General features: G+C 63.1%; 23 protein-coding genes. 8 read left to right on the top strand and 15 right to left on the bottom strand.

Annotated elements, in window-relative coordinates; genetic code table 11:
• Window positions 1-231: 231 nt before the first annotated feature.
• From M729_RS0109005 to M729_RS0108985, 5 genes are all read right to left on the bottom strand, one after another.
• Entirely contained in the window at window positions 232-1404 is a 1173-nt protein-coding gene (locus M729_RS0109005; protein WP_013529684.1) for an iron-containing alcohol dehydrogenase, read from the bottom strand.
• Between the two features lie 17 nt (window positions 1405-1421).
• Window positions 1422-2810: an aldehyde dehydrogenase family protein gene (locus tag M729_RS0109000; protein ID WP_027161378.1), complete on the bottom strand. Its 1389-nt coding sequence runs from the start codon at window positions 2808-2810 to the stop codon at window positions 1422-1424.
• Between the two features lie 129 nt (window positions 2811-2939).
• Window positions 2940-4310 carry a glutamine synthetase family protein gene (locus M729_RS0108995; protein ID WP_013529682.1) on the bottom strand — a complete coding sequence of 457 codons (1371 nt, stop codon included), beginning with the start codon at window positions 4308-4310 and terminating at the stop codon, window positions 2940-2942.
• Between the two features lie 87 nt (window positions 4311-4397).
• A complete protein-coding gene (locus M729_RS0108990; RefSeq protein ID WP_013529681.1) occupies window positions 4398-5954 on the bottom strand; it encodes an amino acid permease in 1557 nt (518 codons plus the stop codon).
• 44 nt (window positions 5955-5998) lie between these two features.
• Window positions 5999-6817: an N-formylglutamate amidohydrolase gene (locus M729_RS0108985; protein ID WP_024502760.1), complete on the bottom strand. Its 819-nt coding sequence runs from the start codon at window positions 6815-6817 to the stop codon at window positions 5999-6001.
• Between the two features lie 144 nt (window positions 6818-6961).
• Between M729_RS0108985 and M729_RS0108980 the strand changes: the two genes are divergently transcribed.
• From M729_RS0108980 to M729_RS0108970, 3 genes are all read left to right on the top strand, one after another.
• Window positions 6962-7789 carry a MurR/RpiR family transcriptional regulator gene (locus tag M729_RS0108980; protein WP_013529679.1) on the top strand — a complete coding sequence of 276 codons (828 nt, stop codon included), beginning with the start codon at window positions 6962-6964 and terminating at the stop codon, window positions 7787-7789.
• A gap of 193 nt (window positions 7790-7982) precedes the next feature.
• Window positions 7983-9143 carry an efflux RND transporter periplasmic adaptor subunit gene (locus M729_RS0108975; protein ID WP_013529678.1) on the top strand — a complete coding sequence of 387 codons (1161 nt, stop codon included), beginning with the start codon at window positions 7983-7985 and terminating at the stop codon, window positions 9141-9143.
• Complete coding sequence (locus M729_RS0108970) at window positions 9140-12271, top strand: efflux RND transporter permease subunit (protein ID WP_027161377.1); 3132 nt, start codon at window positions 9140-9142, stop codon at window positions 12269-12271. The genes M729_RS0108975 and M729_RS0108970 overlap by 4 nt, the downstream gene beginning before the upstream one ends.
• Window positions 12272-12335: 64 nt before the next feature.
• Here the strand turns inward: M729_RS0108970 and M729_RS0108965 are convergent, their stop codons facing one another.
• The 7 genes from M729_RS0108965 to M729_RS0108935 form a co-directional block, all read right to left on the bottom strand.
• Window positions 12336-12746 carry a GtrA family protein gene (locus M729_RS0108965; RefSeq protein WP_013529676.1) on the bottom strand — a complete coding sequence of 137 codons (411 nt, stop codon included), beginning with the start codon at window positions 12744-12746 and terminating at the stop codon, window positions 12336-12338.
• Window positions 12743-13552 carry a ChbG/HpnK family deacetylase gene (locus M729_RS0108960; RefSeq protein WP_027161376.1) on the bottom strand — a complete coding sequence of 270 codons (810 nt, stop codon included), beginning with the start codon at window positions 13550-13552 and terminating at the stop codon, window positions 12743-12745. Before M729_RS0108960 ends, M729_RS0108965 begins: the two co-directional genes overlap by 4 nt.
• Window positions 13549-14538, bottom strand: a complete 990-nt coding sequence (locus M729_RS0108955) for a glycosyltransferase family 2 protein (RefSeq protein WP_032808129.1) — start codon at window positions 14536-14538, stop codon at window positions 13549-13551. Before M729_RS0108955 ends, M729_RS0108960 begins: the two co-directional genes overlap by 4 nt.
• Window positions 14531-15694 (bottom strand): glycosyltransferase 87 family protein, encoded by a 1164-nt coding sequence (locus tag M729_RS0108950; RefSeq protein ID WP_032808127.1) that lies wholly within the window; start codon window positions 15692-15694, stop codon window positions 14531-14533. The genes M729_RS0108955 and M729_RS0108950 overlap by 8 nt, the downstream gene beginning before the upstream one ends.
• 181 nt (window positions 15695-15875) lie before the next feature.
• Window positions 15876-16340, bottom strand: a complete 465-nt coding sequence (locus M729_RS0108945) for a hypothetical protein (RefSeq protein WP_050596209.1) — start codon at window positions 16338-16340, stop codon at window positions 15876-15878.
• A gap of 84 nt (window positions 16341-16424) precedes the next feature.
• Window positions 16425-17462, bottom strand: coding sequence for a zinc-binding dehydrogenase (locus M729_RS0108940; protein WP_013529671.1), 1038 nt, complete (start codon window positions 17460-17462; stop codon window positions 16425-16427).
• Window positions 17463-17515: 53 nt separating this feature from the next.
• Window positions 17516-18757, bottom strand: coding sequence for an acyl-CoA dehydrogenase family protein (locus M729_RS0108935; RefSeq protein ID WP_027161372.1), 1242 nt, complete (start codon window positions 18755-18757; stop codon window positions 17516-17518).
• Between the two features lie 113 nt (window positions 18758-18870).
• On the opposite strand from M729_RS0108935, the gene M729_RS0108930 reads away from it, so the two are divergent.
• The 5 genes from M729_RS0108930 to M729_RS0108910 all read left to right on the top strand — a co-directional run bounded on the left by M729_RS0108930 (window position 18871) and on the right by M729_RS0108910 (window position 22504).
• Window positions 18871-19686 carry an SDR family oxidoreductase gene (locus M729_RS0108930; RefSeq protein ID WP_027161371.1) on the top strand — a complete coding sequence of 272 codons (816 nt, stop codon included), beginning with the start codon at window positions 18871-18873 and terminating at the stop codon, window positions 19684-19686.
• A gap of 39 nt (window positions 19687-19725) precedes the next feature.
• On the top strand, window positions 19726-20211 hold the full coding sequence (locus M729_RS0108925) for a MaoC family dehydratase (RefSeq protein WP_263484965.1): 486 nt from the start codon (window positions 19726-19728) through the stop codon (window positions 20209-20211).
• On the top strand, window positions 20208-21239 hold the full coding sequence (locus tag M729_RS0108920; RefSeq protein ID WP_024502772.1) for a phosphotransferase family protein: 1032 nt from the start codon (window positions 20208-20210) through the stop codon (window positions 21237-21239). The genes M729_RS0108925 and M729_RS0108920 overlap by 4 nt, the downstream gene beginning before the upstream one ends.
• A 165-nt stretch (window positions 21240-21404) precedes the next feature.
• Window positions 21405-22049 carry a TetR/AcrR family transcriptional regulator gene (locus M729_RS0108915; protein ID WP_013529665.1) on the top strand — a complete coding sequence of 215 codons (645 nt, stop codon included), beginning with the start codon at window positions 21405-21407 and terminating at the stop codon, window positions 22047-22049.
• A 206-nt stretch (window positions 22050-22255) separates the two neighbouring features.
• Window positions 22256-22504 (top strand): DUF680 domain-containing protein, encoded by a 249-nt coding sequence (locus tag M729_RS0108910; RefSeq protein ID WP_013529664.1) that lies wholly within the window; start codon window positions 22256-22258, stop codon window positions 22502-22504.
• A gap of 42 nt (window positions 22505-22546) precedes the next feature.
• Here M729_RS0108910 and M729_RS0108905 read toward each other — a convergent pair whose 3' ends face one another.
• From M729_RS0108905 to M729_RS0108895, 3 genes are all read right to left on the bottom strand, one after another.
• A complete protein-coding gene (locus M729_RS0108905) occupies window positions 22547-23596 on the bottom strand; it encodes a Gfo/Idh/MocA family oxidoreductase (RefSeq protein WP_027161370.1) in 1050 nt (349 codons plus the stop codon).
• A 70-nt stretch (window positions 23597-23666) separates the two neighbouring features.
• Window positions 23667-24452: a ThuA domain-containing protein gene (locus M729_RS0108900; RefSeq protein WP_027161369.1), complete on the bottom strand. Its 786-nt coding sequence runs from the start codon at window positions 24450-24452 to the stop codon at window positions 23667-23669.
• A 77-nt stretch (window positions 24453-24529) separates the two neighbouring features.
• The gene (locus M729_RS0108895) at window positions 24530-24760 is read right to left on the bottom strand and encodes a hypothetical protein (protein ID WP_027161368.1); all 231 of its coding nucleotides are present in this window, start codon (window positions 24758-24760) and stop codon (window positions 24530-24532) included.
• Window positions 24761-24767: the final 7 nt, after the last annotated feature.

The raw sequence follows: 24767 nt of genomic DNA, 5'->3' as shown, positions 1-24767 counted from the left end.
GTTGAACTGACGCCGTTGGACGCCTGCGATGCGGTATCGTTTTCATGTGACAGCCAGATGAAAGCTTTGTGAAAGCGGCTGCTCGCAGTGCGAAAAAGTAAACTCTTTTTAACCTGATGTAGCAATCGCTCCGCGATTCTTTTTCCGGCTAACTAGTTTGTGCCTTGCCCGTCATCCTCCCCCTTGTTTTCATAGCCCCTTTTCAGATCACTTTGCGGCGCGGAAAACGCCTCAGACCGTGCCGGCAATGGCGTTTTCGAGCAAGGTCAGCGCCGCCTTCTTGGTCAGCTTGACCGGGTTGCCGCCGGCGGTCGGATCGACCACCGCCATGTCGGCGATCAGCGCCTTGCGTTTCTTGTCCATGTCGAGCCCCTTGATAAGGCCCGGCAGCGCATGCGGCACCTTCAATTCCTTGCGCAGCTTGATAATCGCCTTGGCGAACCCGTCGAAGCCGCCCTTGATGCCGCAATAGGCGGCGAGCCGGCCGATACGCTCCTCGATGGAGTCACGGTTGAAGGCGAGCACATAGGGCATGAACACCGCATTGGTCATGCCGTGATGGGTGTCATAGAGCGCACCGACCGGATGCGACAGCGAATGGATGGCGCCAAGCCCCTTCTGGAAGGCAGTGGCGCCCATGGCGGCGGCGCTCATCATGTGGGCGCGCGCGACGAGATCCCTGCCGTTGGCATAGGCCTTCGGCAGGTTCTCGAAGACCAGCCTCACACCTTCGACGGCGATGCCGTCGGCCATCGGATGATAGCCCGGCGCGCAATAGGCCTCGAGACAGTGGGCGAGCGCATCCATGCCGGTGCCGGCGGTGATGAAGCCGGGCATGCCGACCGACAGCTCCGGATCGGCAATAACGATTGCTGGCAAAAGTTTCGGATGGAAGATGACCTTCTTGGTGTGCGTCGCCTCATTGGTGATAACGCCGGCGCGGCCAACTTCCGATCCGGTCCCGGCGGTGGTCGGCACGGCGATGATCGGCGCGATGGCGTCCGAATTGGCGCGCGTCCACCAGTCGTCGACATCCTCGAAATCCCATACCGGCCTGACCTGCCCGGCCTGGAAGGCGATCAGCTTGCCGAGATCGAGCGCCGAACCGCCGCCGAAGGCGATGACGCCGTCATGCTTGCCCTTCTTGAACACGGCGATGCCGGCGGTCAGATTGGACTCGACCGGGTTAGGCCTGACCTCGGAGAAGACGCCGTAGGGAACCTTGGCGTCGTCGAGAATCTTCAGCGTCGAGGCGACGACCGGCAGTTTCGCCAGTCCAGGGTCGGTGACGAACAACGGCCGCTTGATGCCGGTGGCCGCCAGCACCTCAGGCAATTCCTTGATGCGGCCGGCGCCGAAGCGGACGGTGGTGGGGTAGTTCCATTTGGAGATCAGCTTGGACATTTTTGTCTTTCAATAAATCAGATGGCTTCGCGCAGATGGAATGATTTCGGCCGGGTCAGATTGTCGTAGCCGATGGCCGACAAGCCCGCACCCTTGCCGGTGTCCTTGACGCCGGTCCAGACCAAGGCCGGGTCGAGGTAGTCGCAGCGGTTCATGAACACCGTGCCGGTCTCGACGCGGTTGCCGATCGCCACGGCATGCTCGGTATCGCGCGTCCAGATCGAAGCGGTCAGCCCGTAGGGACTGTCGTTCATCAGCGCGATCGCCTCTTCGTCGTTGCGCACCTTCATGATGCCGACGATCGGGCCAAAGCTTTCCTCGCGCATGACGCTCATCTGATGATCGACTTCTGTCAGCACCTCAGGTGCCAGATAAGGCGAACCAGCCTTGTCGTTAGCCACCTTCATGTTGATGTGCGCCTTGGCACCCTTGCGCAGCGCTTCCGCCTTCTGTTCACGGATCAGGTCAGCAAAGCGCGCCTGCGCCATCGGTCCCATCGTCGTCGCCTGATCGAGCGGATTGCCGACGACATAGTTCTTTGTCTCGGCGATGAAGCCTTCGACGAATTCGTCATAGACCTTCTCGTGCACATAAACGCGTTCGATGCCGCAGCAGCACTGGCCGGAATTGTAGAAGGCGCCGTCGACCAGATTGGCGACCGCATGGTCCATCTTGGCGTCGGGCAGCACATAGGCCGGATCCTTGCCGCCAAGCTCGAGGCCGAGCGTCATGAAGGTGCCCGCCGCCGCCTTTTCGATGGCGCGGCCGCCGCCGACCGAACCGGTGAAATTGACGTGGTCGATCTTGCCCGAGCCGAGCAGCCTTTCGGTCTGGGCGTGGTTCAGCACGACATTCTGGAACACGCCCTTGGGCAGACCCACTCCGTCGAAAGCCCGTTGAAAGCGCTCGCCGACCAGCAGCGTCTGCGCCGCATGCTTCAGGATCACGGTGTTGCCGGCCATCAGCGCCGGCACGATGGTGTTGACGGCGGTCAGATAGGGATAATTCCACGGCGCGATCACCATGACGACGCCAAGCGGGTCTTTCTTCACATAGCGGCGGAAACCGTCCTTCGGGTTGGAGGCCGGCACCGATTTGAGCGCCTGCTCGGCGATCTCGACCATGTAGTTGGTGCGTTCCTTGACGCCGCCGAATTCGCCGCCATAGCGCACGGGCCGCCCCATCTGCCAGGCGATTTCCGGCACGATCTCGTCGGTCATCGCGACCAGCGCTTCCAGCATAGCCAACATGTACTTGCCGCGCTCGACGATAGGTGTCTCAGCCCACTTCTCTTGCGCCGCCTTGGCGCGTTCCACTGCGGCGTTGATCGCCTGGTCTGTAGCAATCGGCCGCTCGGCATAGATCGAGCCATCGACGGGGGTAATGAGTTTGACCGTCTCGGTCATTTTGTAAGTCCTCGTATTCTACAACAAAATCGTGTGGCCTGGCGCTGCCCCTCATCTGCCTGCCGACAGCCTCTCCCCACGGGGAGAGGCTAAGAGTGAAGGGGGGGGGCGCCGACGAACCGTCGATACCTAATACCGCTCGAACCCTCTGTGCAGTTCCCAATCCGTAATCCGGCGGTCGTATTCGAACTGCTCCCACTTTGCGGTGTGGACATAGTGTTCGAGCACATCCTCGCCGAGCGCCTGCTTGAGCATCTTCGACTTCGCCAGCGTGTCGGTGGCATCGCGCAGCGTCTTCGGAATCTCCGGCAGGCGAGATGCCTGATAGGCATCGCCGACGAACGGCTTCTGCAATTCCAGCTTTTCGTCGATGCCGGCAAGGCCGGCGGCGATCAGGGCTGCGAAAGCAAGATACGGGTTGAGGTCGGCGCCACCGATGCGGCATTCCATGCGGATGCCCTTGGTGCCCTCGCCGCACAGGCGGAAGCCTGCGGTGCGGTTGTCCTCGCTCCACATGATCTTGGTCGGCGCGAAGGTGCCGGCCTGGAAGCGCTTGTAGGAGTTGATATAGGGCGCCAGGAACCAGGTGAATTCCTTGGCGTATTTGAGCTGGCCGGCAGCCCATTGCTGGCCGAGTGTCGACAGCGTCCAGTCGGCCTTTTTGTCGAAGAACAGCGGTGTCTTGCCGTCGGCGCTCCACAGCGAATTGTGGATGTGGCTGGAATTGCCGGCGAGCCCGTAATTGTACTTGGACATGAACGAAATCGCCTTGCCCTCGGACTCGGCGATTTCCTTGGCGCCGTTCTTCAGGATGACGTGGCGGTCGGCCATGTCGAGCGCCTCGGCATAGCGCACATTGATCTCTTCCTGGCCCGGACCCCACTCGCCCTTGGAATTCTCGATCGGAATGCCGGCCGCTTCCATTTCGTTGCGAAGCCGGCGCATGACGCCTTCTTCCTTGGTGGTGATGCCGATCTGGTAGTCGCCGATATAGGGCGATGCGGTGTCGAGACCTTGCCAGTGCTTCTTGCGGGCCGAATCGTAGGTCTCGTTGAACAGATAGAATTCGAGCTCGGATGCGAAATAGCCGATATAGCCGCGCTCGCTCAGCCGCTTGACCTGCTTCTTCAAGATGGCGCGCGGCGAATGCGGCAGGTCGTCATGCGTGTGGTGGTCGAGCACGTCGCAGATCACGAGCGCGGTCTTTTCCAGCCAGGGAATGCGCCGCAGCGTGGCGAGATCCGGCTTCATGACGAAATCGCCATAGCCCTTCGACCAACTCGCCGCCTTGTAGCCCGGCACCGGCTCCATATCGATGTCGGCGGCCAGCAGATAATTGCATCCATGCGTTTCGTCATGCGCGGAATCGACGAAGTACTGCGCCAGGAAGCGTTTTCCCGCCAGCCGTCCCTGCATGTCGACGATGCAGGCCAGCACGGTGTCGATCTCACCGCTGGAGACCGCTTTCTTCAACTGATCGAACGAGAAATTTCCGGCCATTCCTTTGGCACTCCAGCGCTTGGGCTTTGAATGAGTTGAACGAAACCATGGCCGGCACGATGCCGGCCATGGCCATGATGGTGGAGGTCAGTGGCCGGTTTCGCCGACTGCCTGTTCGGCCGCCTTGATGGCCGCCTGACGCGCCGCAATGATGTCGCCGAGCGGCGGCCCCTGGAAGCGGCGCTTCTCGAAGCCGAACCAGACGACTGCCGTCAGGATGAAGAAGCCGACGGTGATGTAGAGCGCCCAATCGTTCGGCGGCTGGATGCCGATGATGAAGATCAGGATCATTGAGACGATCGACAGGAAGGCGAACAGCATGAACACGCCGCGCCCCATGTTCCAGGGACCCATCTTGTCCCACTTCGGCGTGCCCCAGGCGAGCATGCCGAGCACGATCGGCACGGTGAAGGAGAGGAACAGGAAGATGACAGTGCAGGAAACCACGATGGTGTAGGCCGAAGTGCCTGCGACCGAAACCAGCGTCGAACCCCAGACGAACAGCACCGACAGGATCGAAGCCGTCCAGATCGCCGCCACCGGCGTGCGGTAGGTCGGGCTGACCTTGGCGAGTGCCGCCGAACCCGGCAGGCCGCCGTCACGCGAGAAGGCGAAGATCATGCGCGAGGCAGACGTCACCGTGGCAAGGCCGCACAGCAGCTGCGCGACGAACACGACGAGGTAGACGAACTCCTTGATGCCGGGGCTTACACGCTGGTCGAAGGCCCAGAAGAACACGTTCCAGCCCTGCTTGGCGGCATCGTCCATGTTCGGGATCATCAGCACGAAGGCGGCCAGGAACAGATAGCCGAAAACGGCCGACCAGATCACCGACATGACCATGGCGCGCGGCACGGAAGAAGCCGCCTTGATGGTTTCCTCCGAGGTGTGCGCGGAAGCGTCATAACCGGTGATCGTGTAGATCGGCAGCAACAGTCCGAGCGCGAACACCCAGGCATTCGAGACGGATGGCCACACGCCGGCGCCTGCGTCCCCGGAATAGTTCTTGAAGGTGAAGAGACGGCTGAAATCCCAGGTCTCAGCGGAAGCCAGGCAGACGATGGCGATCAGGATCGAGCCGAAGAAGATGAGATAGCCCGAGAAATCGGTCAGCTTCGCCGTCAGCTTGATGCCGAGATGGTTGATCAGCGCCTGCGCGCCGGTGATGATGATCAGAAAGATCATCTGGTTTGTCAGCGTGCCTTCGATTCCGAGCGTCGGGCCGAAAGCGCCGATGAAAAACGTCCAGGTGCCGACATTGATGGCGCCGAGCACGGTGATCAGGCCGAGCAGATTGAGCCATGCGGTGACCCAGCCGGTGCCGCGGTTGCCGAGGATCGAACCCCAGTGATAGAGGCCGCCGGCCGTCGGATAGGCCGAGCTGATCTGCGACATGGCGACCGCAAAGGTCAGCGAAACGAAGCAGCCGACCAGCCAGCCGATGCCGATGCCGATGCCGCCGGCGCCGGAGGTGGCCTGGGCCAGCGAATTGATGCCGCCCGACAGGATGCAGATGATGGAGAAGGAAACGGCGAAGTTCGAAAAGCGACTGAGGCGCCGCTCCAATTCCTGGGCATAGCCCATGCTGTGGAGGTGCTTTACGTCCTCCGCCTTGTCAACTTCAGTATAACCCGGTGCTGCCATTTTAGTGTCCCCTGTTGGTTTTCGGGTCGGGATGAGATCCCGCCCTAGCTAGCCGATTGAACTGACTTTCCGACTGAATGCGATCTGGTGTGTCCGGCCTCCTCTGGCTCCAGATCCGAAAAAATGCCCGTGAGCAGATCCGCCCATTTCCGCTGCCCGGTCTCGCCGGCGATTTCGTCATTGCGGATTTCGATCATCGCGCAGGGCAGTCCGCGCGAGCGCGCATGCCGTTCCAGCGTGAAATAGACTCGGTCATCAGGTGAATACGGCTCGTTGACCCCGACGGTGACACCGGAAAGCCGCTTCAGCGCCGATATCAGCGGCGCCGCCAGCCGGCGATCCTCGTCATGGATGATGCCGATATGCCAGGGCCGGTTGCGGCCCTTGTATACCGGCGTGAAGGAATGGACCGAAACCAGCCGCGTTTCCTGACCGTGCGACAGCCTGTGGCTGATGATATCCGCAATCGTATCGTGGAAAGGGCGCCACGAAAGCGCGACACGCGCGGCACGCTCACTTTCCGACAGGCCGGCATTGCCCGGTATGGCCGTTGTCTCACTGACCGGCGGCACCAGGTCGGGCGCGTCAAGCGGCCGGTTGCAGTCGATGACAAGGCGCGAAATGCGGGTTTCGACCAGCGTCGCGTCGAGCGCCTGCGCCATGCGGCGGGCAACCGGCAGCGCGCCGGGATCCCAGGCGATGTGGCGCGACAGGTCCTCGACAGCAAGGCCGAGCGTGCCGAATTCGGCGGGCAGGAAGTTCGAGGCGTGATCGCAGGTCAGCACGAAAGGGCTTGATCCGCCGGGGTTCGTCACCCTTACGGTATCAGACGATGCAAGGCTGGCGGGCCGTGCTTTCTCCATACTCTGCCGTCCCCGGGGAGCGCTGTATCGTATGTTACGTATTTTGCCTCATTGCGTCCCTGTGGATGATTTCATACAGTTTGTCCGGCTTTGTCAAATGCGATTTCGGAAAAGACCATCGACCGAGCCAAGGGTGGGGAAAAGATGATTTCCAACATTGCCGAACTGATCGCCGACCGCATCGGCACGATGCCGGCCAGCGAACGGCGCGCGGCCCAGACACTGATTGCCTTCTACCCGATGATCGGCTTGAAAACGGTCGCTGAATTCTCGGCCGCAGCCGGCGTTTCCTCGCCGACAATCCTGCGTTTCGTCGCCCGGTTGGGCTTTCAGAACTATCCGGAGTTCCAGTCGAGCCTGCAGGACGAACTGGCGGCGCAACTGCAATCGCCGGCGACAAGGACGCTCAATCCGCCCTCGCCCGGCGGCGGGACCGTGTCGCCGATGCTGGAAGCGACGCTCGACAATATGCGCGAGACATTCAGGCACCTGTCCGACAAGCAGCTTGCCGACATCGCCGCCCGGTTGGCGGACCGGCGCGGCAAGACCTTCCTGATCGGCGGCCGCTTCACCGATCCGCTGGCGCGCTACATGGCCGCCCACCTCGCCATCATCCAGCCGGATGTCTTTCACCTCGCCGGGCAGGAAAGCATGTGGCGTGACCGGCTGATCGACATGGGCAAGCGCGACGTGCTGGTCATCTTCGACATCAGGCGCTACCAGGACAGCCTCCTCCGCTTCGCCGAGAAGGCGCATCAGCGTGGCGTGCAGATCGTGCTGTTCACCGACCAGTGGCTGTCGCCGATCGCCCGCCTTGCTCGCCATGTCATCGCCGGACGAACCGCGGTGCCGTCGGCATGGGATTCATCGGCGGCCCTTTTCGTCGTCGCCGAAACGCTGATCGGCGCCGTCACCAGGCAACTGGAAGCAGAAGGCGCCAAACGCATTCGCGAGATGGAAAGTCTGCGTTAGTGCATATGCGATGATCCGAAGCGTTACGCATATTTTCTCAAACGTTACATATATTTAATGTGCGCAGCACCCGGAGAATTGTCATAAAGACGCGATATCGAGACGGCTTCTTTGCCTTACAATAGCCTCGCTGCGTCTGCTTCATTTCGGGAAACCGGTAGACGGAAGGATTGTTTTACCAACCGGAGTGCTGATGGCCGCCTGGAAACAGATACTTTTTGCACTCATGGTGCTGGTGGTGGCGGCAGCCGCCTGGCTGCGCTTTTATCCCGGCGCACCGGACGTGCTGGCACGTTGGGGCATCGACTGGGCTTACGCGGCAACGCCCCCGGCTGAAACCGGTGCCGCCAACGCGAGGCAGGCAAACGGCCGCAACGGCAATCAGCGGGTGAACGTGGTCGCCTTGGCGGCCACTTCGGCTGTTATCAACGACCGCCTACAGGCGATCGGCACCGGCCGTGCCAACGCCTCGGTGACCGTCAATCCTTACAGCTCCGGCCGCCTCGCCGAACTGCTGGTCGAGTCCGGCAGCCATGTCGAAAAGGGACAGATCCTCGCCACCCTCGATTCCGAGACCGAAGTGATCTCTCAGGACCGTGCCAAGCTCGCCTTGCAGGACGCTCAGTCCAAGCTCGACCGCGTCAAGTCGCTGCGTGCCTCCAATGCCGCGACCCCGGTAGCCGTGGCTGACGCCGAGGTGGTGCTGGCGGGCGCCAAGCTGGCGCTTCAGGACGCGGAACTTGCACTGCAGCGCCGGTCGATCCTGGCGCCGATCGCCGGCACCGTCGGCATCCTGCCGATCTCGGCCGGCAATTACGTCACCAACCAGTCGGCCATCGCCACGCTCGACGACCGGTCCTCGATCCTGGTCGATTTCCTGGTGCCCGAGCGCTTCGCCGCCGCCGTCAAGGTCGGTGCGCAATTGACGGCGACGCCGATCGCCAATCCCAGCAACGCCTATAGCGGCACCGTTTCGGCCATCGACAACCACATCGATGAAAAGAGCCGCACCCTGCTGGTCAAGGCCAAGATCGCCAACCCGGCCGATTCGCTGCGCGCCGGCATGTCGTTCGGCATCACCATGAAATTTCCGGGGCAAACCTATCCGGCCGTCAGCCCGCTGGCGATCCTGTGGGGGTCGGACGGCGCCTATGTCTGGCAGATCGAGGATGGCAAGGCCAGGCGGGTCCCGGTGCGCATCATCCAGCGCAACACCGAGACCGTGCTGATCGACGCCGAGATCGACAATGGCGACATGGTGGTCACAGAAGGCACCCAGAGCGTCAGCGAGGGCGGCGCGGTTCGCCTTGCCGGCGAAGAGCAGCGCGCCGCGGACGCCGCCGCAGGCTCATGACCGGAACCATCAACACCGCCAGCGAGACCGGCTTCACCGCCCTGTTCATCCGCAGGCCGGTCATGGCCTTCGTGCTCAACACACTGATTGCGGTCGCCGGCCTGGCCGCTTTCTACGGCGTCGAGATCCGCGAACTGCCTGATGTCGACCGCGCGGTCGTCACTGTTTCCACCACCTTCGAGGGCGCGGCGGCCGAGACCGTCGACCGCGAACTGACCGACACGATCGAGGGCGCCGTCGCCCGCGTCTCAGGCGTCAAGTCGATCTCGTCGTCTTCCTCGTTCGGCTCGAGCCGCGTCACCATCGAGTTCAACGACGGCGTCGATCTGAATGTCGCCGCCTCGGACGTGCGTGATGCTGTCGGCCGCGTCGCCAATCAGATGCCCGACACCGCCGATCCGCCGCGCATCGTCAAGGCCGACGCCAATTCCGACGCCGTGATGCGACTGGCGGTGACCTCGGACAACATGTCGATCCAGGACATGACCGTGGTGGTCCAGGACCAGATCGAGGACGAGCTTGCCGCCGTGCCCGGCGTTGCCGACGTCCAGGTCTATGGCGACCGCGACAAGATCTTTCGCATCGATGTCGACCAGAACAAGCTGGCCAGCCTCGGCTTCACGGTTGCCGATCTCAGGGCCGCCCTTGCCTCGGTCGCTTTCGATTCGCCTGCCGGTTCGATCACCACGACCAACCAGGACCTGATCGTCCGCACGACTGCCGACGTGACCACGCCGGAAGAGTTCGAAAACATCATTGTCGGCGGCACGACGCGCATCCGCGACGTCGCCACCGTCACGCTCGGTCCCGACGTCGGCCAGACCACGCTGCGCTCGGACGGCAAGACCGGCATCGGCATCGGCATCATCCGCCAGGCGGAATCGAACACGCTGGACATCTCGACCGGTGTCCAGGCCGCCGTCGCCAAGCTGCAGGAAAACCTGCCCAAGGGCATGTCGATCAAGATCACCAGCGACGACGCCGTCTTCGTCAAGGGCGCGGTGCACGAGGTCGAGATCGCACTCGGCCTGTCCGTGACCATGGTGCTGATCGTCATCTATGTGTTTCTCCTCGACTGGCGCGCGACGCTGATCCCCGGCCTGTCGATGCCGGTCGCCATGATCGGCACCATCGCTGCCATCTATCTGGCCGGCTTCTCGGTCAACATCCTGACCCTGCTCGCTCTGGTGCTGGCGACGGGACTGGTCGTCGACGACGCCATCGTCGTGCTCGAAAACATCGTGCGACGACGCAATGAAGGCATGGGGCCCCGCGCCGCCGCCGTGCTTGGCGCGCAGGAAGTGTTTTTCGCCGTCATTGCCACCACCTTGACGCTGGTCGCCGTCTTCGTGCCGATTTCGTTCCTGCCCGGCCAGACCGGCGGCCTGTTCCGCGAATTCGGCTTCGTGCTTGCCATGTCGGTGCTATTGTCCTGCGTTGTGGCGCTGACGCTGTGCCCGATGCTCGCCTCGCGCATGCTGACCAGCGCATCGCTCCACCACGAAGGGGGCCATGGCATCGGCGCCCGCATCGGCGGCGCGCTCAGTACGGCCTACAAGCGCGGCCTACACGCCTGCCTCGACGCGCCATGGATCGTGCTTCTGGTCGCGGTGCTGTTTGCCGGCACCGCCTTCACGCTGTTCGGCACCATCCGCCAGGAGCTGACGCCGACCGAGGACCGCGCCGCCGTGCTTCTGCGCATCAGCGCCCCGCAAGGCGTCAGCCTCGACTATACGACGCAGCAGATGCAGAAGATCGAGAGACTGATCCAGCCGATGCGCGATTCCGGCGAGATCCGCTCGACCTTCGAGAATGCCGGCCAGAACGGCTCCTACAATTCCGGCTTCATGGTGATGACGTTGGCGCCGTGGAACGAGCGCAGCCGCAGCCAGCAGGAGATCATGGCCGAGATCAGCCAGTTGACCAGGCAGGTGCCGAGCGTGCGCATCTTCCCGGTACAGCCCAACAGCCTCGGCATCCGTGGCGCCGGCAACGGCCTGCAGTTCGCGCTGGTCGGCAACGACCGCAAGGCGCTCGGCGACGCAGCCGTGAAGATCATCGCCGAGATGCAGAAGGACGCGCGCTTCCAGACACCGCGCCTGTCGATCGACCCGACGCAACCGCAGCTCGCCGTGGCCATCGACCGCGAGCGCGCCTCCGACCTCGGCATCGACATATCGGGACTGGCCAACACCTTGCAGGCCATGCTCGACGGCAACGATGTCGTCGACGTCTACATTGCCGACCGCAGCTACGGCGTGAAGCTGGTCTCGACCACCAATCCGATCAACGATCCGACCGATCTGGAAAACATCTTCCTGAAGACGGCAGACGGACGTTTCGTGCCGATGTCGACCATCGCCACGCTGACCGAACGTGCCGTACCGCCATCACTGTCGCGCGAACAGCAGCAGCCCTCGGTGGCCATCACCTCCAACCTCAGTGGCGACTTCGCACTTGGCGACGCGCTCACCCGCGCCGAGGAGATCGCCACGCCGCTGCTGCCTGCGGGCAGCCGCATCCTGCCTCTGGCCGAGGCGGCGACGCTGGGCGAAACCAACAGCGCCATGATCACCATTTTCGGCTTCGCGCTGGTCATCATCCTTTTGGTGCTGGCCGCCCAGTTCGAAAGTTTCGTCAGTGCCGTCATCATCATGGCGACGGTGCCGCTCGGACTGGCCTGCGCGATTTTCGCGCTTCTGCTCTCGGGCACCAGTCTCAACGCCTACAGCCAGATCGGCCTGGTGCTTTTGGTTGGCGTCATGGCCAAGAACGGCATCCTGATCGTCGAATTCGCCAACCAGCTGCGCGATCGCGGGCTTGGCGTGCGCGAAGCGATCGAGCAGGCCTCGATCATCCGCGTGCGGCCGGTGATGATGACGATGATCTGCACCGTGCTCGGCGGCTTGCCGCTGGTGCTGGCGAGCGGCGCCGGGGCCGAGGCGCGCGTCGCGCTCGGCTGGGTCATCGTCGGCGGCCTGGGGCTGGCCACCGTCTCGACACTGTTCCTGACGCCGGTCGCCTATCTCCTGCTTGGCCGCTTCGTCACGCCGAAGACCCATGAGGAAGCGCGACTGAAGCGCGAGTTGGAGGAAGCCGCCTACACCAATGTGGAACCGGCGGAGTAAAGAAATCCAGGGAAAAGTGTGTAGCGGTTTTCCGTCCGGAATTTCGTAAGAAAAATAGTTCCGCCTATCTCAAGAACCGGCCTTCGATCGACCAGCGCGCGGCGAGGAAATTCAGCACCGCCGCCACCACGACACCGGCGATCTTTGCCGGCCACACTCCGGCGATGCCGGCAAACAGGGCGATGGAGAGGCTGGAGACGCCGAGCGAAATCAGCCCTCCAAGCGAGGCGAAGCGAAGGAATGCGTCACGCAGCCGGATGGCTCGATTGCGCTCGAACGACCAGAAGCCGTTCGCCGCGAAGGAAAAGGTGACGGCGATGAACCAGGCAGCAACGTTGGCCGGCAGCGGCGAAGCACCGAGCTTGAGCAGCAGGAAGAAGCTGGCAAGGTCGATGGCTGTGTTGGCCAGTCCGACAATGGCAAAGCGGACGATCTTGTTGCCGGTCGAACGCGGGGGCCGCTCGGCGTCGTTCATCCCCTGCCATCCATGATTGCGACATTGGCGCGGGCCAGGCTGGCTCCGAACGCGTCCGATGCCAGGGCCGCGAATTCGACCTCGCGCACACCTTGCATCGTGTCGCGCGCGCGCAGCGTCTCGTCGACATGGCCGGGATGGCACATGAACAGCCCCCGTTCCGGCAACCCTTCGACGGCGGCCTGCAGAACCGCAGTGAACTTTTCGGGCTGCCGCCAGTCATAGATGCCGGCGAGCGGGTGGAAAACGATGAAGCCGGCGCGCTGCATCGAACGGTTGAACCCGGCAGCGAGCGCGGCAATCGCGGCGACCTTCGACCCTGCGGCCAGCGCCGGGCCGCCGCGTAGGGCCGGCCTGTCGGCGCCTTCTGGAAACCGCGCGCGCAGCCATGTGCGCACGACGGGAAGGAAATGCACATGCTGATGCCCGTCGACGAAATCGGGGCGGCGGCCAAGCGCCTCGACGAAGCGGCTGTACTGGGCGTCAAGCTCGGCATGAACATGGCGCTCGTCGATGCGGCCGCGCAGAACAGGCAAGGCCAGTGCGCGGAGCGGTGGCAGCCGGCCTTCCGGCGCCAGGCTCGACCGGCCGGTGACCGCCGGCTGGTCGGTCAAGGTGAGATGCAGCCCGACCGCGGCCCGGCCGCACAGCGGTTTTATGCGCTCTGCCTCCGCTTCCCATTCCGGAAAGCCGGTCATGCAGCTGGTGCCGGTCAGGCGGCCGCGATCGAGCAGGTCGAGAATCGCGGCGGAAACGCCGGGCGCCAGGCCGTAATCGTCGGCGATCAGGCGGATGCGCCGCGTCATCTGTTCGAAGTGCCCGGCTCCGGCCGATCGGCGGGGGCCACGCTGCGCACGACGTCGCGCACGAGATAGACCGGGCGATCCTTGCTCTCGCTGAGCGTGACCCAGACGTATTCGCCGATCAGGCCAAGCAAGGTCAGGTTGAGGCCGCCGAGCAGGACGACGGCAACCAGCAGGCTGGGGTAGCCCGGGACGGCAATGCCGTAGAAGATCACCTCGAAGAGCACCTTGGCGCCATAGAGCGCACCGGCCAACGCCGCGAGCAGCCCGCTGAGGCTGATGAGACGCAAGGGAATGACGGAAAAGGAAGTAAAACCTTCGAGCGAGAAGGCGATCAGGTTGAGCCGGCTCCATTTCGACGTGCCGCTGGCGCGGCCTTCCGGCGAATAGGGCAACGCCTTCTGGCGAAAGCCGGCCCAGGCAAACAGGCCCTTGTTGAAGCGCCGCTTGTCGCGCAGGCTGGTCAGCGCGCGCGCCACGGCGCCGCGCATGACGCGAAAGTCGCCGGCATTTTCGGGAATGTCGAAACGCTGGCTCGAGTTGATCAGGCTGTAGAAAAGCCGTGCAAGCTGGCTGCGCCGCCAGCTCGCCTCGCGGCGGTCGTTCTGCGCATAGACGACGTCGATGTCCGGATGGTCCACCAGCTCGGCGATCAGCTTCAGGCTGATGTCCAGGGAATGCTGGAGGTCGGCGTCCATGATCAGCACCATGTCGCCGCGCGACTGGTCGAGGCCGGCGAGCACCGCGACTTCCTTGCCGAAATTGCGGCTGAGGCGCACGATCTCCCACGACCCCGTCAGCGCTTGCGAAAACCGCACGGCACCATCGTCACGACTGCCGTCATCGACCAGGATCTTGTGCACGCCCATGCCGAAGCGTTGTGCCACGGCCACTTCGAGCTCGCCGAGCAGGCGCGCGAAGGCCGATGCCGATGCCGCCTCGTTGAAGAACGGTGCGACGATATCGAGGCTCGGCCGCAACTCAACCATTGGCGACTCCCGCATTCACCACCTTTTCCCGTGCCTTGGCCCAAAACCACCAGATCAGCAAACCGGCGATGAAAGTGACGGCGACCGGCCGGAACCAGGGGAAGAGGAAATCGTGCACATGGCGCTCGACGCCGCTCAACCCGGTCACGAACAGCGTCGTCGACAGCACCGAGGCAAGGACGCCGCCCCGTTCTTCGCGCCACAACAGGGCGATGGCAAGACCGGCTGGTACCGCGATCATGGCAAAGGTGTTTGGCTCGACGCGCGGGTTGAAGACGCACATGTAGAAAGTGGCTGTCAGGAAGATCGCCAGCGCCGCCTTTCCCTGTTCGAGCCTGCGGTCGAACCAGATGACGGCAGAAAGCGTAAACAGGGCCATGACCATGCGCACGATCGTTGCGCCGATTTCCGGTATCGGCAGTCCTATCGTGGTGAACGGTGCCGTGAAATCGGTGGGCACGAAATGGCTGGTGTTGTCGACGGCCATGGAGGTCAGCATCTGGATGAAGACACGATACTGATCGTTGAGATAGCCGGCGGGAGCAAAAGCGTAAGGCAGTGCCAGCACGAACAGCAGCGCCAGCACCAGCACCGGTATCAACCGGAGCCGAAGGGCTCCTACCAACAACAGCATTATGATCGCGGTCGGCTTGGCGATGATGGCAAGCGAAGCCCAGAAGAACGTCTCCGCCCGCCGCCCTTCCAGCGCCGACAGGGTGAGAAGCCAGCAAGCGCCGGTCAAAAGGATCGTCGCCTGGCCGTTGCGGATCGCCCCCACCGCCATCGGCAAAGCGAGGAAAAGACCGAAAGAAAGCAGCCATGTCAGTTCGCCGCCGCCGAGCTTGCGCACCTGCCGCATCGCGGCGTAGGTCAGCACCGCAAAGCCAATGGAATGCCAAACCAAGCCGCCCAGATGCGGACCAAGCTTGACTATTGGAGTGTAGAGCGTGGCAAAGGCCGGCGCGTAGAGATACCCCATCTCGGACTGGGTGTCGTAGAGCGGCAGACCGGCCTGAAGCGCCTCGCTGCCGTCGATATAGGCCTGCCATACCGTCCGCGTGTGCGGTGACCACAGGACCAGGGCAAGAACGACCAGGAACGCTCCGATCCACAGGCCAAACCCCAAACGGTCGAAAACCGGCTTGGAAATCGTCATCAAGGCGCTCCACACAATCCCGGAACTGGATCAGTCCAGCCTGTCCCGGCATTCGATGGCGGCGGCATATCACGGACGAAGCGGCGTGGCATAGAGGGCTGACGAACGTCAGGGCCGCACCTCCTTCGCCTCGAATATGCGTTCCCACCTTCATGGCTGCCGTCCGAGGCTGGCGACCTGACTAATCGTCAGTGAATTCGGGCAAACGAAAATAGGGGTTGCGCGGATCAAAGGGATATTTCGGCTCGCCCTTACCAGCAAGAACAGCCCCCGGAATCAGCACGCCTTTCGGCCCGAACTGATAGTCGATGCCGGCACAGAGGTGAGCGAGATCCTGGTAGTTGAAACTGCGCAACGCACTGCCACCTTCAAATGCAGCTGTTTTGAGTTGCTCAGGCGTGAGCGGCCCGATCGTCCTGTCGCGATAGGCTTTGATCTTGGCCTTGTTGAGTCTGGAGGCCTGACATTCGGCGCCGACGACCCGCGCCAGCATGATATTCCTGACCGCGGTCCCGGCAGGATCATCCAGCGGGGCCGAATATTTCTTGAGAAAGTAATTCGTACTGGGATCGTTCGTCATCGCCTTGCGCCAAAACGGCGGGAACTTTTCGGCAGCCTGTGCACCAATGGTACTGGCCATCGACATGAGGACAATCGGGACAAACCACCATTTTCTCACAAGCAGCCCCTTTTTTGCAGTAACTGGACTTCGCCCGCCAGCCATTTTCCTTCAAGGCCGGATGAACACCTTGCCGTTGGGCTTGGCCAGTTCGGCTGGCAGCCGCGCCATTGCTTCGGCAAGCGGCACCACCGCCGTCACGTCGGTCGACCAGCGCCCATCGGAAAAACGCTTCTGCGCTTCCAGGATCGCCGGGCCGCGACGGTCGCGGAACTGGCGCATCCACTCACTCAGCCAAAACCCTTCGATATGCTTGTGCTGGAAGATCAGTTGGCCGGGCTCGCGGATAACGGTGGCTTCGGGATCGAGCCGCCCATAGATGATCCAGCGCGACCGCTTCGGCATGACGTCGAAGATGGCGGAGGCAAGCGGCCCGGTTACCGCGTCAAGGAAGATGCGCGGCTGTTCGGCCTTCATCACCTCGCGCAGCGCCGCCTTGAAATCCGGCGCCCTTTCATTGAGCACGTGCGCCGCGCCAAGCGCATTCAGAGCCGCGATCTGGTCGTCGCGGCGCACGGTGACGATCGGCCGGAAACCCTCTTCGCTGGCCAGGCCGATGATCAGCTTGCAGAGCTGGCTGGCGCCGGCGGTCATGACGAAGGCCTTCTCGCCTTCCTCCTTGACGATGTCGAACATGGCGAGCGCCGTGAGCGGGTTGACGATCATCGCCGCACCGTCCTCGTCGCGAACGGTGTCGAGCAGCGGGATGCAGGCAGCCGCCTCGGCGACGGCATAGTCGGCCCACGAGCCCCAGTTGGTGACGCCGGTGGCAAAGGCCACGCGCTTGCCGATCAGGCTTTTGGGATAGGGCTCGTCCCCGCTGGCGACGACAATGCCGACACCCTCGAAACCGGCCGGCTGGCCCTTGGCGCGCGGCTGGCCGTACTGGCCCTTGACGAAGGCGACATCGGACGGATTGATCGAGGCGAGGCTGACCTTGATCAGCACCTGGCTGGGGCCCGGTGTCGGCACCGCGATGCTGCCCGGCTCGAGATAGGGCTCCATCGCCTCCAGCACACTGCCGCTCCGCGTCCTGGTGTAGCCATCGCCGACAAGCAGCAGCGCCTTCATTTCGGATGGGACGGTCATCGGAACACTCCTCGCTCGAGCCTCGGGTCGCGCCCGCATGACGATGCCGGCGCTCAGACCTTCTCCTGCGTGTATTTCCTCAACTCCGTCCGCGCCACCTGACGGCGATGCACGGCGTCCGGCCCGTCGGCAAGGCGCAAGGTCCGCAGATGCGTCCACGACCGCGCCAGCGGTGTGTCCTGGCTGATGCCTTGCGCGCCGAACATCTGCACCGCCTCGTCGGTGACCTTGAGCGCGACGCGCGGTGCGACCACCTTGATCTGGCTGATCCAGGGAGCAGCAGCCCGCGCATCGCCCTGGTCGATCATCCACGCCGCCTTGAGGCAGAGCAGCCGCGCCATCTCGATCTCCATGCGGCATTCGGCGATGATGTCGAAATTGGCGCCGAGCTTTGCCAGCTTCTGGCCGAAGGCCTCGCGGCGCACGGAACGCTGGCACAGCATCTCGAGCGCCATCTCGGCCTGTCCGATGGCGCGCATGCAGTGGTGGATGCGGCCGGGACCGAGCCGCCCTTGCGCGATCTCGAACCCCCTGCCCTCGCCGAGGATCAGGTTCGACGCCGGTACGCGCACATTGTCGAAGCGAAGATGCATGTGGCCATGCGGCGCGTCGTCATCGCCATAGACCTGCATGGCCCGCACCTTGGTCACGCCTTTGGTGTCTGATGGCACGAGGATCATCGAATGGCGGCGGTGCTGCGGCTCGTCATCGCCCCCGGTCCTGACCATGACGATGTAGATGGCGCAGCGCGGATCGCCGGCGCCCGAAGCCCACCATTTCTCGCCATTGAGCACATAGTCGCCGCCGTGGCGTTCACAGCGCATGGCAATGTTGGTGGCATCGGATGAAGCGACATCCGGCTCGGTCATCAGATAGGCCGAGCGGATATTGCCGTCGAGCAGCGGTTCCAGCCATGCTTTCTTGTGGTCGGTCGAGCCGTGTCGCTCCAGCACCTCCATGTTGCCGGTGTCGGGCGCCGAGCAGTTGAAGGTCTCGGCGCCGAGATGCGCCTTGCCCATCTCTTCGGCCAGATAGGCGTATTCGACGGTGGAAAGGCCATAGCCGCGTTCCGAGCCGGTCAGCCAGAAATTCCACAGGCCGCGCTCTCTTGCGGTCTTCTTCAGCCCTTCGAGGATCTCGCTCTGACGCGCACTGTAGACCCAGCGGTTGCCTGCCTTGCCCACTTCGCTGAGGAATTCATGGTCGAGCGGCATGATCTCGTCGCGCACCATGGCCGCGACGCGCGCGTGGATTGGCTTCAGCCGCTCGGTCATGCCGAGATTCATCTCCGTCATCGGTCGCTAACCCTTCATACACGCCAGGCATTTTGTCAGTGGCAAGGATGACCGTACTTCGGATAGCCTTGTCAACGAACTGTTTGCCCGCATGCCGAGCGCGGAGAATTGTGATGAGCTATCTGGACGAACTGTTTTCGGTGGCCGGCAAGACCGCGCTGGTGACGGGTGCCGCGACCGGCATCGGCCGCATGGCGGCGACCGCGCTGGTCAAGGCCGGCGCCAGCGTGATGATCGCGTCGCGCAAGGGCGAGGATTGTATCAAGGTCGCCGAAGAGTTGAACCAGCTTGGTGCACCGGGCCGGGCCGACGGCTTCGTCGGCGACGTTTCCAGCGAAGCCGGCATCGCCGCACTCGTGGCCGAGGTCAAATCGCGCATCGAACGGCTGAACATTCTGGTCAACAACGCCGGCGTCTCCTGGGGCGCGCCGCTGGAAAGCTTCCCCTATTCGGCATGGGCCAAGGTGTTTGGCGTCAACGTCACCGCGGTCTTCCACCTGACCCGTGAATTGCTGCCGCTGCTCGATGCCGCCGCCAGCGACGCCGATCCGGCCAGGGTGATCAACCTCGGTTCGGTGATGGGCACGCAGCCGCTGGCCGACGACGCCTATTCCTACACCGCCTCGAAGGCTGCGGTTCATCATCTGACGCGCACACTGGCGCTCGAGTTCGCCGCCCGCCGCATCACCGTCAACGCCTTTGCCCCCGGCCCCTTCCAGAGCCGGATGACGGCATTTGCCACCGCGACAGAGGAACAGGCCAGGCACGTCGGCAGCCATGTTCCGATCGGCCGTATCGGCGCACCGGATGACATTGCCGGCGCAACGCTCTATTTGTGCAGCCGTGCAGGCAGCTATGTCACTGGCGCCATCCTGCCGATCGATGGCGGACAGTCGGTGCAGCATGGGCTGACCTTGTTCAAGGAATGACATTTTCCGGCCACAGAAGCCGGGGGTGAACTGGAGGACATGAGCGTGGAACCGATCAGTCTCGATGTGCTTCTGGCCAGTGTCGGCAAGGAGGTCGGCGTGTCGCCGTGGCGGGTGGTCACGCAACGCATGATCGACCAGTTCGCCGACGCCACGGACGACCATCAGTTCATCCACTGCGATCCGGAGCGGGCGATGCGTGAAACGCCGTTCGGCGGCACCATCGCGCACGGCTTCCTGTCGCTGTCGCTGTTGTCGGCGATGACCTTCGAGACCATGCCGCCGCTGGAAAACGGCAAGATGGGCGTCAACCACGGCTTCGATTCGCTGCGCTTCCTGGCGCCGGTGAAAACCGGCGCGCGCATCCGCACGCGTTTCGTGCTGGCCGACGTCAAGGTCAGGCCGTCGGGCTGGGTGCAGACCGCGCATGACGTGACGATCGAGATCGAGGGTTCGAAGAAGCCGGCACTGACCGCGCGCTGGCTGACGCTGACCTTGATCGAACGCCAGCCCGAGACGGCATGAGTGATCCCGTTCTCGACCAGGCAGCGCTTGCACCTTACCTCGAGGCGAGCATACCGGGCTTTTCCGGGCTTGCTGCAGTCGAGAAGTTCAAATCCGGCCAATCGAACCCGACCTACCTTTTGACGGCGGCAAGCGGCCGTTACGTGCTGCGCGCCAAGCCGCCGGGGCAATTGCTGAAATCGGCGCACCAGGTCGACCGCGAATTCAGGGTGATGAGCGCGCTTGCCGGCACCGCCGTGCCTGTGCCGGCCATGCTGCATCTGTCGGCGGAAGGCTCGCCCATCGGCCGCATGTTCTACGTGATGGATTTCCTCGACGGCCGCATTTTCTGGGATCCGGCTCTGCCGGAGGCTGGCGACAATGATGAACGCGCCGCCATCTACGATGCCATGAACGACACCCTCGCCGCCCTGCACGAGGTCGATGTCGAGACTGTGGGGCTCGGCGATTTCGGCCGGCCGGGCAATTATTTCGAGCGCCAACTGGCGCGCTGGACGAGCCAGTACCGTGCCTCGGAAACCGGCACCGTCGCCGACATGGACCGGCTGATTGCCTGGTTGGAAACGCATATGCCCGTAGATGACGGCCGGATCTCACTGGTCCATGGCGACTACCGGCTGGACAATCTGATCTTCGCGCCGGACCGGCCAACGGTTCTGGCAGTGCTCGACTGGGAACTTTCGACATCAGGCCACCCCTTCGCCGATATCGCCTATCAATGCATGCAATGGCGGCTGCCGCACGCTTCCGGCTTTCGCGGCCTGGGCGGTATCGATCGTTCCGCACTCGGCCTGCCTTCCGAAGAGGACTACGTCGCCGCCTACTGCCGGCGGCGCGGGCTCACCGGTATCGGCAACTGGACGTTCTTCCTCGCCTTTTCCTTCTTCCGGCTGGCTGCAATCTGCCAAGGCGTCTTCAAACGGGCGCTGGACGGCAATGCCTCCAATCCCGAGAAGGCGAAAACCTATGGCGAGGCGGTGAAGCTGCTTTCGTGTCTTGCCGCAGAACTGATCGACAGGGAGGCGTGATGGGCCGTTTCGAGAGAGGAACGGTGCTGATCACGGGGCTGCCAAATTACGACAAGCGTCGGCACGATCCGAAGCATACCGTTTGGGAACTTCCCGTGCCCTTGTCCGTTTCCGTACAGCGTATATAATTTAGCCAGCCACCAACCCAACCGAAGGCACCAGATCTTGCCGCAGAGCGTCCAGACACGCCGCGAGAAACAAAAGGCAGAACTGCGCTCCGAATTGCTCGAGGCCGCGCATAAGCTTGTCCAGGAAGAGGGCTATGAGGGCCTGACCATCCGCAAGCTGGCCAAGCGGGTCGGCTACGCCCCGATGTCCGTCTATTCCTACTTCGCCGACAAGCAGGACATCCTGTTCGCTCTGGCCGAGGACGCATTCGAGACGCTTGCTCGCCGCATCGAGGAGCATCCGTCCGATGATCCGATCGCAGCCTTGCAGGCGGTGATGACGGAATATGCCGCCTTCGGGCTCGGCAATCCCAACGAATACCGCACCGTATTCATGACCGAAAAGACCAAGCTGCCGGAAGGCAGGAGCTACGACGACATGGAAGAGAGCAACCCGGCGATGAAGGCGCTGATCAGCCGGGTCGAGGCCTGCGTTGCCGCCGGAAAATTGCAGGGCGATCCGCGCGCCATCGCCACCATGCTGTGGGCGGTCGGCCACGGCACGATCTCGCTGCTCATCACCTTTCCATTCTACCCCTTCGGCGACCCGCAGGCCTTCGTGAAGCGGATGTGCGATTTCACGCTCGCCACGCTCAGCACGCAAAACGTCCCGCCGTTGACCGAGACACCGGTCAACTGCTGAACGCCGTTCCCTTTCATTTCCATATTTTCTCTCCGCTCCAGCCAAACCCTGGGGGGATTTCTTGGTTAACGAAAAATTTATCGTACGCGTACGGTTTTCCCTTGAATTCCTAATCGACGGCGTATATGTACAGCGTATCGTACATGTACGAAAAAAATTCACCCGTCGGTACGAATTGAATTCGACCCGGAAACCGGAGACTGACAATGAAAAAGACACTCCTCACCCTCGCCGCCGTGCTGGCACTTTCGGGCTCGGCTTTCGCCGCCAACACCACCCATCCGGTCAAGCATGCGCCGGTGGCGGCCTGCGTTGACACCAAGACCAACCTGAAGCTCGATTGCGCTTCGACCGGTTCGGTCGAGAAGAAAGGTGCCACGGAAAACACCGCTGAAGGCAAGGGCCCGCGGCTCGGCATCAGCATCAATCCGTGGATTGTGCCGAGCGCATTCTGATATCAGCAAAGATCACGTCTGGCCGGCACAAGCCGGCCAGCTTCAAGCGACCGAAATCGGCAGCTTCGCCGCTGAACTCTCAAAGGCTGCGTCGATCAGCTTCTGCATGTCGGCGGCGCGCCGGAACGACGGATCGCCATTCCGGCCTGCATCCAGCGCATCGGCAAAGCGTCGCGCATTGCGCTTGACACTGGGCAGATCCAAAGTCCGCCAGCGCTGAAGATCGACATCCCCGCCGAGGCAGGCCGACAGGCTCGATGCCTTGCCGTCGGTCTCGACCTTGATGGCGCCCTGGGTGCCGTGCAGGGCCAGCGACAAATCGTTGGCGTGACCGGTCATGTAGCGGCTCNCCACGATCGTGGCGAGCGCGCCGCAATCGAGCCGCGCCGTCATTGCCACGCTGTCATTGGCGTCCAGCACATAGTCGCCGATGCGCTCGCCCTCGGCCTTCGGAAACGTCACCAGATCGGCATGCAGGCTGACGATATCCTGGCCGGCGCCATAGGTGGCGAAATCCAGGATATGGATGCCGACATCGCCCAGCACGCCGGTCGAACCGTGCCGGCTGGACAAGCGCCACAGCCATTTGTCCTCGACCCGCCAGTCACCCCATGATTTGCTGACCAGCCAGCTTTGCCGGTAGCTCGCCTCGACATGGCGCAACGCGCCGATCGCGCCGGCCTGAACCATGCGCCGCGCCTCGTGGATCGCCGGTGAGTTGCGATAGGTGAGATTGACCATGTTGATCACCCCGGCAGCCTCGGCCGCTTCGGTCATAGCAAGTGCGTCGGCATGATTCGGCGCCAGCGGCTTTTCGCAAAACACATGTTTTCCCACGCCGAGCAGCGCCAGCGTCGTCGCCCTATGCGCACCATCCGGCGTCGCGTTGATGGCGGCATCGAACTGGCCCCAGGCGATCGCCGCCTCCAGGCTCTCGAAAGAATCGCCGATCTTGCTGGCCGCGGCGAACGCCGCAGCGCGACCGGGCACCTGGTCGACACAGGCGACGATGCTGCAGCCGGGAATCCCGGCAAACTCCTCGACATGATGCCCGGCGATACCGCCGGTGCCGAGCAGAAGAATTCGATGCATTAGCCCCAAGCCCCCAAAATCAACTCACGCCTTGGGCAACTCAGGCCCCGATCAGCTCAGGCCGCCCCAATCAGCTCAGGCCCTTGTCGCCATCGGCATGCAGGCGCAGCCCCTTCTGCACGATCTTCTCCTTGGCCGCATCCGTCGGCACGTTCGGCGCATTGGTGATGCCGGACCATGCCGGCGCCGGGTTGTGCGCCCAATGGACGGCGTTGCGCAGCACCTGCTGCACGCCCTCATTGTGATAGATCGGATAAGTCTCGTGGCCGGGCGAGAAGTAGAAGATCCGTCCCGCGCCGCGCTGGTAGGTCAACCCGGACCGGAACACCTCGCCGCCCTCGTACCAGGAGACGAACACCGTCTCCAGCGGCTCCGGCACCGCGAACGGCTCGCCATACATTTCGGTCTCGCCGATCTCCAGGCACTCGCCAATGCCTTGCGCGATCGGGTGGCCGCGGTTGATCGCCCAGACGCGCTCGCGCTCGCCCGCCTCGCGCCATTTCAGCGAACAGGGCGTGCCCATCAGCCGCTTGAAGATCTTCGAGTAGTGGCCGGAATGGAGCACGATCAGGCCCATCCCTTCCCAGACCCGCTTCTGCACCCGCTCGACGATCTCGTCCTTGACCTCGCCATGCGCCGCGTGGCCCCACCACAAAAGCACGTCGGTGGCTGCCAGACGCTTTTCGCTCAGGCCGTGCTCGGGCTCCTGCAAGGTTGCGGTGGCCGCCTCGATGCCCTTGTCCTGATTGAGCGCGGCGGCGATGGTGCCGTGCATCCCCAAGGGATAGAGTTCGCGCACGGCTTCATTGGTCTGCTCGTGGACATTCTCGCCCCAAACGATCGCTTTTGTCGGCATTTTCATCTCCCAAAGCGCTTTAAATAGCACGCCCAAGGAGATTGAGAAGGTCCGATGCGATCTGGCCCGATGGAATACTAGGTCTTGCGCTTCTTGCGCCCCGGCACGGTCTTGGCCTTGCCCGGTTTCGCCGGTGCGCCGGGGATGGCGGTTCCGGTAATGGATACCGGATCGCTGGCCGGGAACGTGTCTTCAAGGCCTTCCTTGAGTTCCTCTTCGGCGCTCGGGGCTTCACGTCGCTCATGTTCGAGCGAGCGGACGGCCGATGTCTTTTTGACCGGCGACTTCGGCGCGGAATTCGACGGCATCGGCATT

The sequence above is a fragment of the Mesorhizobium sp. WSM1293 genome (assembly GCF_000513875.1).
Taxonomy (GTDB): Bacteria; Pseudomonadota; Alphaproteobacteria; order Rhizobiales; family Rhizobiaceae; genus Mesorhizobium; species Mesorhizobium ciceri.
This window is presented reverse-complemented; position numbering and strand designations above follow the sequence as displayed.

What these genes read in the sequence shown, in the direction of transcription:
- M729_RS0109005 (WP_013529684.1), bottom strand. Translation starts at nt 1,404, where the DNA reads ATGTCCAAGCTGATCTCCAAATGGAACTACCCCACCACCGTCCGCTTC.
- M729_RS0109000 (WP_027161378.1), bottom strand. Translation starts at nt 2,810, where the DNA reads ATGACCGAGACGGTCAAACTCATTACCCCCGTCGATGGCTCGATCTAT.
- M729_RS0108995 (WP_013529682.1), bottom strand. Translation starts at nt 4,310, where the DNA reads ATGGCCGGAAATTTCTCGTTCGATCAGTTGAAGAAAGCGGTCTCCAGC.
- M729_RS0108990 (WP_013529681.1), bottom strand. Translation starts at nt 5,954, where the DNA reads ATGGCAGCACCGGGTTATACTGAAGTTGACAAGGCGGAGGACGTAAAG.
- M729_RS0108985 (WP_024502760.1), bottom strand. Translation starts at nt 6,817, where the DNA reads ATGGAGAAAGCACGGCCCGCCAGCCTTGCATCGTCTGATACCGTAAGG.
- M729_RS0108980 (WP_013529679.1), top strand. Translation starts at nt 6,962, where the DNA reads ATGATTTCCAACATTGCCGAACTGATCGCCGACCGCATCGGCACGATG.
- M729_RS0108975 (WP_013529678.1), top strand. Translation starts at nt 7,983, where the DNA reads ATGGCCGCCTGGAAACAGATACTTTTTGCACTCATGGTGCTGGTGGTG.
- M729_RS0108970 (WP_027161377.1), top strand. Translation starts at nt 9,140, where the DNA reads ATGACCGGAACCATCAACACCGCCAGCGAGACCGGCTTCACCGCCCTG.
- M729_RS0108965 (WP_013529676.1), bottom strand. Translation starts at nt 12,746, where the DNA reads ATGAACGACGCCGAGCGGCCCCCGCGTTCGACCGGCAACAAGATCGTC.
- M729_RS0108960 (WP_027161376.1), bottom strand. Translation starts at nt 13,552, where the DNA reads ATGACGCGGCGCATCCGCCTGATCGCCGACGATTACGGCCTGGCGCCC.
- M729_RS0108955 (WP_032808129.1), bottom strand. Translation starts at nt 14,538, where the DNA reads ATGGTTGAGTTGCGGCCGAGCCTCGATATCGTCGCACCGTTCTTCAAC.
- M729_RS0108950 (WP_032808127.1), bottom strand. Translation starts at nt 15,694, where the DNA reads ATGACGATTTCCAAGCCGGTTTTCGACCGTTTGGGGTTTGGCCTGTGG.
- M729_RS0108945 (WP_050596209.1), bottom strand. Translation starts at nt 16,340, where the DNA reads ATGTCGATGGCCAGTACCATTGGTGCACAGGCTGCCGAAAAGTTCCCG.
- M729_RS0108940 (WP_013529671.1), bottom strand. Translation starts at nt 17,462, where the DNA reads ATGACCGTCCCATCCGAAATGAAGGCGCTGCTGCTTGTCGGCGATGGC.
- M729_RS0108935 (WP_027161372.1), bottom strand. Translation starts at nt 18,757, where the DNA reads ATGACGGAGATGAATCTCGGCATGACCGAGCGGCTGAAGCCAATCCAC.
- M729_RS0108930 (WP_027161371.1), top strand. Translation starts at nt 18,871, where the DNA reads ATGAGCTATCTGGACGAACTGTTTTCGGTGGCCGGCAAGACCGCGCTG.
- M729_RS0108925 (WP_263484965.1), top strand. Translation starts at nt 19,726, where the DNA reads ATGAGCGTGGAACCGATCAGTCTCGATGTGCTTCTGGCCAGTGTCGGC.
- M729_RS0108920 (WP_024502772.1), top strand. Translation starts at nt 20,208, where the DNA reads ATGAGTGATCCCGTTCTCGACCAGGCAGCGCTTGCACCTTACCTCGAG.
- M729_RS0108910 (WP_013529664.1), top strand. Translation starts at nt 22,256, where the DNA reads ATGAAAAAGACACTCCTCACCCTCGCCGCCGTGCTGGCACTTTCGGGC.
- M729_RS0108900 (WP_027161369.1), bottom strand. Translation starts at nt 24,452, where the DNA reads ATGCCGACAAAAGCGATCGTTTGGGGCGAGAATGTCCACGAGCAGACC.
- M729_RS0108895 (WP_027161368.1), bottom strand. Translation starts at nt 24,760, where the DNA reads ATGCCGTCGAATTCCGCGCCGAAGTCGCCGGTCAAAAAGACATCGGCC.